Origin of the sequence: Burkholderia sp. LMG 13014 (assembly GCF_905232215.1) — a bacterium.
Classification (GTDB): domain Bacteria; phylum Pseudomonadota; class Gammaproteobacteria; order Burkholderiales; family Burkholderiaceae; genus Burkholderia.
The window spans coordinates 1-6,864 of sequence record NZ_CAJNKE010000319.1 but is presented as its reverse complement, the minus strand read 5'-3'; the positions used below and the strand labels follow the sequence as shown (position 1 = coordinate 6,864).

Annotated in this window: 8 protein-coding genes and 1 pseudogene; 8 read left to right on the top strand and 1 reads right to left on the bottom strand. The window is 64.4% G+C overall.

Translation table 11 applies throughout. The annotated features are described in order from the left end of the window. Positions 1-356: response regulator (locus tag JYJ84_RS24590; protein WP_205189563.1), on the bottom strand; the 356-nt coding region annotated here is incomplete at its 3' end. On the opposite strand from JYJ84_RS24590, the gene JYJ84_RS24585 reads away from it, so the two are divergent. From JYJ84_RS24585 to JYJ84_RS24550, 8 genes and pseudogenes are all read left to right on the top strand, one after another. After that, on the top strand, positions 355-495 hold the full coding sequence (locus JYJ84_RS24585; protein WP_153488778.1) for a hypothetical protein: 141 nt from the start codon (positions 355-357) through the stop codon (positions 493-495). The two genes, JYJ84_RS24590 and JYJ84_RS24585, sit on opposite strands and share 2 nt — an antisense overlap. 50 nt (positions 496-545) lie before the next feature. Then, positions 546-1,619, top strand: a complete 1,074-nt coding sequence (gene recA, locus JYJ84_RS24580; RefSeq protein ID WP_041492942.1) for a recombinase RecA — start codon at positions 546-548, stop codon at positions 1,617-1,619. Further along, a complete protein-coding gene (recX, locus tag JYJ84_RS24575; RefSeq protein WP_175221671.1) occupies positions 1,619-2,488 on the top strand; it encodes a recombination regulator RecX in 870 nt (289 codons plus the stop codon). The genes recA and recX overlap by 1 nt, the downstream gene beginning before the upstream one ends. Before the next feature lie 146 nt (positions 2,489-2,634). Next, positions 2,635-3,242 (top strand): annotated as a pseudogene (locus tag JYJ84_RS24570) (DUF2889 domain-containing protein). A 68-nt stretch (positions 3,243-3,310) separates the two neighbouring features. After that, positions 3,311-4,477 (top strand): ADP-forming succinate--CoA ligase subunit beta, encoded by a 1,167-nt coding sequence (sucC, locus tag JYJ84_RS24565; protein ID WP_132022571.1) that lies wholly within the window; start codon positions 3,311-3,313, stop codon positions 4,475-4,477. A 69-nt stretch (positions 4,478-4,546) separates the two neighbouring features. Beyond that, a complete protein-coding gene (gene sucD, locus JYJ84_RS24560; RefSeq protein WP_006477916.1) occupies positions 4,547-5,428 on the top strand; it encodes a succinate--CoA ligase subunit alpha in 882 nt (293 codons plus the stop codon). Between the two features lie 156 nt (positions 5,429-5,584). Further along, positions 5,585-6,289, top strand: coding sequence for a TerC family protein (locus JYJ84_RS24555; protein WP_122946757.1), 705 nt, complete (start codon positions 5,585-5,587; stop codon positions 6,287-6,289). 97 nt (positions 6,290-6,386) lie between these two features. Continuing rightward, a partial coding sequence (locus JYJ84_RS24550; protein ID WP_205189562.1) for a pilin occupies positions 6,387-6,864 on the top strand: 478 nt, incomplete at its 3' end.

Sequence of the window (6,864 nt, the reverse complement as noted above, 5' to 3'; positions counted from 1 at the left end):
CACCGCGCGCCCGCCCCCCCCCCGCGCGCCTCGAGCTCGTTGAGCGCGAACGGCTTGGCCATGTAGTCGTCGGCGCCGAGGTCGAGCCCCTTCACGCGCTCGTCGACGCTGTCGGCGGCCGTCAGGATCAGTACGGGGAGGTTGGAATTGCGGGCGCGCAGGCGCTTGAGCACGTCGAGCCCGGGCATTTTCGGGAGCCCGAGATCGAGGATCAGCAGGTCGAATGTCTGCATCGACAGCGCCGTATCGGCGTCGACGCCGGTCTTCACGTGGTCGACCGCATAGCCCGATTGGCGGAGTGACCGGGTGAGGCCGTCCGCGAGTATGCTGTCGTCTTCCGCGATGAGAATTCGCATGGTGCTGACCGATGGCCGGCAGGGCGTTCGCGCCGGCCGGCTGTCTCCGAAGTTATTCGTGTACAACGCAGCCTGCATTGCGGGCTTGCACAAAACACTGTTTTTTTATACAGTGTCTGCATTCGTGGGCGGCGCTTGAAAGCGGGCGCGCCTCTAACAGACGCTGCTCATCATAGCAAAGGACGATTCATGGAAGATAGCAAGAAGGGCTCCGGGATGACCGCCGAGAAGAGCAAGGCGCTGGCCGCCGCGCTTGCCCAGATCGAGAAGCAGTTCGGCAAGGGCTCGATCATGCGTATGGGCGACGGCGAGGCGACGGAGAACATCCAGGTCGTGTCCACGGGCTCGCTCGGTCTCGATATCGCGCTCGGCGTTGGCGGCCTGCCGCGCGGCCGGGTGGTCGAGATCTACGGTCCGGAATCGTCCGGTAAAACCACGCTCACGCTGCAGGTCATCGCCGAACTGCAGAAGATCGGCGGCACCGCAGCGTTCATCGACGCCGAGCACGCGCTCGATGTTCAATATGCTGCGAAGCTCGGCGTGAACGTGCCGGAGCTGCTGATCTCGCAGCCGGACACCGGCGAGCAGGCGCTTGAAATCACCGACGCGCTGGTGCGCTCGGGCTCGATCGACATGATCGTCATCGACTCGGTCGCGGCGCTCGTGCCGAAGGCCGAAATCGAAGGCGAGATGGGCGATTCGCTGCCGGGTCTGCAGGCCCGCCTGATGTCGCAGGCGCTGCGCAAGCTGACCGGCACGATCAAGCGCACGAACTGCCTCGTGATCTTCATCAACCAGATCCGGATGAAGATCGGCGTGATGTTCGGCAACCCGGAAACCACGACGGGCGGTAATGCGCTGAAGTTCTACTCGTCGGTGCGTCTCGACATCCGCCGGATCGGCTCGATCAAGAAGAACGACGAGGTGATCGGCAACGAAACCCGCGTGAAGGTCGTCAAGAACAAGGTGTCGCCGCCGTTCCGTGAAGCGATCTTCGACATCCTGTATGGCGAAGGCATTTCGCGTCAGGGCGAGATCATCGATCTCGGCGTGCAGGCGAAGATCGTCGACAAGGCGGGCGCCTGGTACAGCTACAACGGCGAGAAGATTGGCCAGGGCAAGGACAACGCGCGTGAATTCTTGCGCGAGAATCCGGAAATCGCGCGCGAGATCGAGAACCGCATTCGCGAATCGCTCGGCGTGGTCGCCATGCCCGATGGTGCAGGCCAGGACGAAGCCGAGGCGATGGACGAAGAAGAGTGATGGTCGGGCGCCGAGGTCAGGCTGGCGAGCCGGAGGAGAGCGATGTGCCCGAAACGGCAGGTCGCTCCGGCCGGCGAGCCGGATCCTCGGGCGCCGATCGGCGGGGCGCGGGCAGCAATGCCGCGAACCGCACCGCGACGAGGGCATCCGACGATGCCCTCGTTTCGTTTGAGATTGCCGCACCGGACGATCCGTTCGACGACGATGAATCGTTCGACGCGCACGACCGCTCCCGCCGCCGTGTTTCCGGTGTCAGCTTCCCGGGCGATCGCGCAGCCGATGCATCGGCGCCGGCCAGGGAAGATGTCTATACGCGCAGCAGCCAGCATCCGCGCCGCACACGTCGCGCGTCGGGTGCTTCTTCCAGTGCTTCGTCAAGCGACGCTCCGGGCGCTACCGAGCGCAAGTCGTCGAAGCCTCAGCGATCGTTGAAGGGCCGCGCGCTCGGCTATCTATCCCGCCGCGAATACAGCCGTACGGAACTCGCGCGCAAGCTCGCGCCCTACGTCGGCGAAGACGAATCCGTCGACCCCGTACTCGATGCGCTGGAACAGGAAGGCTGGCTGTCCGATGCGCGCTTCACCGAGAGTCTCGTGCATCGTCGCGCGTCGCGTGTGGGCGTCGCGCGCATCGTCAGCGAGCTGAAGCGTCATGCGGTGGGCGACACGCTCGTCGAGGAGGTGAATGCCCAGCTCCGCGAGACCGAATGGGCGCGTGCGCAGGCGGTCTGGCGCAAGAAATTCGGTGCACTGCCGCAAACGCCGGCAGAACGTGCGAAGCAGGCGCGCTTTCTCGCCGCACGCGGCTTCTCGAGCGCGACCATCGTGAAGTTGCTGAAGGTCGGCGACGATTTCCCGATCGACGACTGACTGCTCCGATCGCGCGCGTGGCGCGCGATTTTGCTGCAACGCAACCACTTCCGGACAGGCGGGAATACCCGCCGTCGCGTCAAACTGTCTCAAATACCCAATATGCTAAAATCCACGGGTTTTCCTCTTCGGCCTCAACCTCCAGCATGCCGCTATCCGAGCCCGTGCCCGTCAGTTGCGACATCAACGCGCAATCCGAGCGGAAGCTTACGAGCGCGGCGACGGCTTGTGGGACATCGAAGCCTGCCTGACCGACCACAAGCCGCGCGATGTCGCGCTTGCGTCGGGCATCCGGCCCCAGGGCCTGCCGATCCACGAACTCTGGCTGCGCGTGACTATCGATCGTGACCTCAATGTCGTCGACGCCGAAGCGTCTTCGGAATGGGTTCCCTATCCTGGTCACTGTCAATCCGCCTCTCCCGCCTATCGGGCCCTGATCGGGCTCAATCTCTTCCGCAATTTCCGCCGCAATGCGAACCGGCTGCTCGCCGGCGTCGCAGGCTGCTCCCATCTCACCGAACTGTGCGCCGTGCTGCCGACGGCAGCGATCCAGGCGTTCGCCGGTGATGTGTGGAACGTGCGCGAGGAGGGGGGCGAAGGGCCGGATCACGGCGGCGTGCACGACGAAGCGCCTTTCCAGCTCGGCCGCTGCCGGGCATTGCGGTTCGACGGCGAGGTCGTGCGGCAGTACTACCCGCGCTGGTATGGCGCGAGACGGCCGGACGTGCCCGGTGAAGGCAGCACGAAGGAATGAACGGAAATCATTCGAAGAAGCGTCTAAAGCGACTTTTCATTCAACTCTCAGACTGAAGGGAATCACGCATGAAGATTCACGAGTACCAGGGTAAGGAAATCCTGCGGAAATTCGGAGTCGCGGTACCGCGCGGCAAGCCGGCGTTCTCGGTTGACGAGGCCGTCAAGGTGGCAGAAGAGCTCGGCGGCCCGGTATGGGTCGTGAAGGCTCAGATTCACGCGGGTGGCCGTGGCAAGGGCGGCGGCGTGAAGGTGGCGAAGTCGATCGAGCAGGTCCGCGAATACGCGAACCAGATCCTCGGCATGCAGCTCGTCACGCACCAGACGGGCCCGGAAGGCCAGAAGGTCAACCGTCTGATGGTCGAAGAAGGCGCCGACATCAAGCAGGAACTGTATGTCAGCCTCGTCGTCGATCGCGTGACGCAAAAGATCGTTCTGATGGGTTCGAGCGAAGGCGGCATGGACATCGAAGAAGTTGCCGAAAAGCACCCGGAACTGATCCACAAGGTCATCGTCGAGCCGTCGACGGGCCTGCTCGACGCGCAAGCCGACGACCTCGCCGCGAAGATCGGCGTGCCGGCTGCTTCGATTCCGCAAGCACGCGCGATCCTGCAAGGCCTGTACAAGGCATTCTGGGAAACCGACGCATCGCTGGCTGAAATCAACCCGCTGAACGTCTCCGGCGACGGCAAGGTCATCGCACTCGACGCGAAGTTCAACTTCGACTCGAACGCGCTGTTCCGCCACCCGGAAATCGTCGCTTACCGCGACCTGGACGAAGAAGATCCGGCTGAAATCGAAGCGTCGAAGTTCGACCTCGCGTACATCTCGCTCGACGGCAACATCGGCTGTCTCGTGAACGGCGCAGGCCTGGCGATGGCGACGATGGACACCATCAAGCTGTTCGGCGGCGAGCCGGCGAACTTCCTGGACGTCGGCGGTGGCGCGACGACCGAGAAGGTCACGGAAGCGTTCAAGCTGATGCTGAAGAACCCGGATCTGAAGGCGATCCTCGTGAACATCTTCGGCGGCATCATGCGCTGCGACGTGATCGCGGAAGGCGTGATCGCCGGTTCGAAGGCCGTGAACCTGAACGTGCCGCTCGTCGTGCGCATGAAGGGCACGAACGAGGACCTCGGCAAGAAGATGCTGGCCGATTCGGGCCTGCCGATCATCTCGGCGGACAGCATGGAAGAAGCTGCGCAGAAGGTTGTCGCGGCTGCCGCAGGCAAGTAAGCGCGCGCTAATGAACACGCATGGCGGCGCGGTTCGCTCGCGACGCCAATCGAACAGAGGTCAAAATACATGTCGATTCTGATCAACAAGGACACGAAGGTCATCACGCAGGGCATTACCGGCAAAACCGGTCAGTTCCATACGCGCGCCTGCCGTGAATACGCAAACGGCCGCGAAGCATTCGTCGCGGGCGTGAACCCGAAGAAGGCCGGCGAAGATTTCGAAGGCATTCCGATCTACGCAAGCGTCAAGGAAGCGAAGGCAGAAACCGGCGCGACCGTGTCGGTCATCTACGTTCCGCCGGCAGGCGCAGCGGCTGCGATCTGGGAAGCGGTCGAAGCCGATCTGGATCTCGCGATCTGTATCACGGAAGGCATCCCCGTCCGCGACATGATCGAAGTGAAGGACCGCATGCGTCGCGAAGGCCGCAAGACGCTGCTGCTCGGGCCGAACTGCCCGGGCACGATCACGCCGGACGAGCTGAAGATCGGCATCATGCCGGGTCACATCCACCGCAAGGGCCGCATCGGCGTCGTGTCGCGTTCGGGCACGCTGACGTATGAAGCGGTTGCTCAGCTGACGGCACTCGGCCTCGGCCAGTCGTCGGCAGTCGGTATCGGCGGCGACCCGATCAACGGTCTGAAGCACATCGACGTGATGAAGATGTTCAACGACGATCCGGATACGGATGCGGTCGTGATGATCGGCGAAATCGGTGGTCCGGACGAAGCCAATGCGGCAGAGTGGATCAAGGACAACATGAAGAAGCCGGTCGTTGGCTTCATCGCTGGCGTCACGGCGCCTCCGGGCAAGCGCATGGGCCACGCCGGCGCGCTGATCTCGGGCGGTGCGGATACGGCCGAAGCGAAGCTGGAAATCATGGAAGCGTGTGGCATCACCGTCACGCGCAACCCGTCGGAAATGGGCCGTCTGCTGAAGAAGGCGCTGTAATATTTCCCCTGGGTTCGTCCTGCAGAAAACGCCGGCTTTGCCGGCGTTTTTTGTTATGCTCGCGCAATGAATTCGTAAGCACCGGGCATGCATCGCGCATGTGCCGGCGATGAACCGGGCCGCCTGCGAGGCGGCCGCCGTCCTGCCCGTCACGCCATGCTCGAATTCCTGACGTCGCTCCACTGGGGCGCCGTATTCCAGATCATCATCATCGATATCCTGCTCGGCGGTGACAACGCGGTCGTAATCGCGCTCGCCTGCCGCAACCTGCCCGCGAACCAGCGGCTGCGCGGTGTCATCTGGGGCACCGCGGGGGCGATCCTGCTACGCATCGCGCTGATCACGTTTGCGGTCGCGCTGCTCGACGTGCCGTTCCTGAAGCTCGGTGGCGGGCTGCTGCTGCTGTGGATCGGCATCAAGCTGATGGCGCCGGCCGCCGACGCGCACGACGACATCAAGCCGGCCAGCCGGCTGTGGGACGCGGTGAAGACGATCGTGATCGCCGATGCGGTGATGAGCCTCGACAACGTGATCGCGATCGCCGGCGCGGCCGAGCAGGCCGATCCGTCGCACCGGATCGCGCTCGTGATCTTCGGGCTCGTCGTCAGCGTGCCGATCATCGTGTGGGGCAGCACGCTGGTGCTGAAACTGCTCGACCGCTTCCCCGTAGTCGTCGCGTTCGGCGCCGGGCTGCTCGGCTGGATCGCGGGCGGGCTGATCGTGAACGACCCGGTCGGCGATCGCTGGCCGGTGCTCGATACGCCGGAGGCCCTCTACGGCGCGAGCATCACGGGCGCGCTGTTCGTCGTGGCGATCGGTTACACGCTCAGGAAGCGCCGCGACGTACCGCACGCGCACTGACATTGGCCGTCCGGCCGACTGCCGGATTCACGGCCCGCTGGCTACGATCGAGACGCCTGCCTTTATCGGCAGGCGTTTTTCGTTTCCGGAGCCTGCCATGTTCGAAGCCTTTTCCATTTCCCTGTTCCGCCGCGTTGCCGCCGATCTGCGGCGCGCGAACCGGCCGTCGCCGCGCTGGCGGCTGGCCGGCTTCACGCTGATCGAACTGATGATCGTGCTGGCGATCGTCGGCGTGATCGCAGCCTATGCGATTCCCGCGTACCAGGATTACCTGGCGCGCTCGCGCGTCGGCGAGGGGCTCGCGCTCGCGTCGTCCGCGCGGCTTGCCGTTGCCGACAACGCCGCAAGCGGCACGAGCCTCGATGGCGGCTACAGCCCGCCGGCCGCGACCCGCAACGTCGAATCCGTCGCGATCGACAGCAACACCGGCCAGATCACGGTCGCATTCACCACGCGCGTCGCCGCGGCCGGCACCAATACGCTGGTGCTCGTGCCGTCCGCGCCCGACAAGGCCGATGCGCCCACCGCGCGCGTGCCGCTCAAAAAGGGCGCGATGCAGGCCGGTGCGATCGCGT

Bases quoted from the DNA above. Each gene is read 5' to 3' on its own strand.
- recA (WP_041492942.1), top strand. From the start codon at position 546: ATGGAAGATAGCAAGAAGGGCTCCGGGATGACCGCCGAGAAGAGCAAG.
- JYJ84_RS24555 (WP_122946757.1), top strand. From the start codon at position 5,585: ATGCTCGAATTCCTGACGTCGCTCCACTGGGGCGCCGTATTCCAGATC.
- recX (WP_175221671.1), top strand. From the start codon at position 1,619: ATGGTCGGGCGCCGAGGTCAGGCTGGCGAGCCGGAGGAGAGCGATGTG.
- sucD (WP_006477916.1), top strand. From the start codon at position 4,547: ATGTCGATTCTGATCAACAAGGACACGAAGGTCATCACGCAGGGCATT.
- sucC (WP_132022571.1), top strand. From the start codon at position 3,311: ATGAAGATTCACGAGTACCAGGGTAAGGAAATCCTGCGGAAATTCGGA.
- JYJ84_RS24585 (WP_153488778.1), top strand. From the start codon at position 355: ATGGTGCTGACCGATGGCCGGCAGGGCGTTCGCGCCGGCCGGCTGTCT.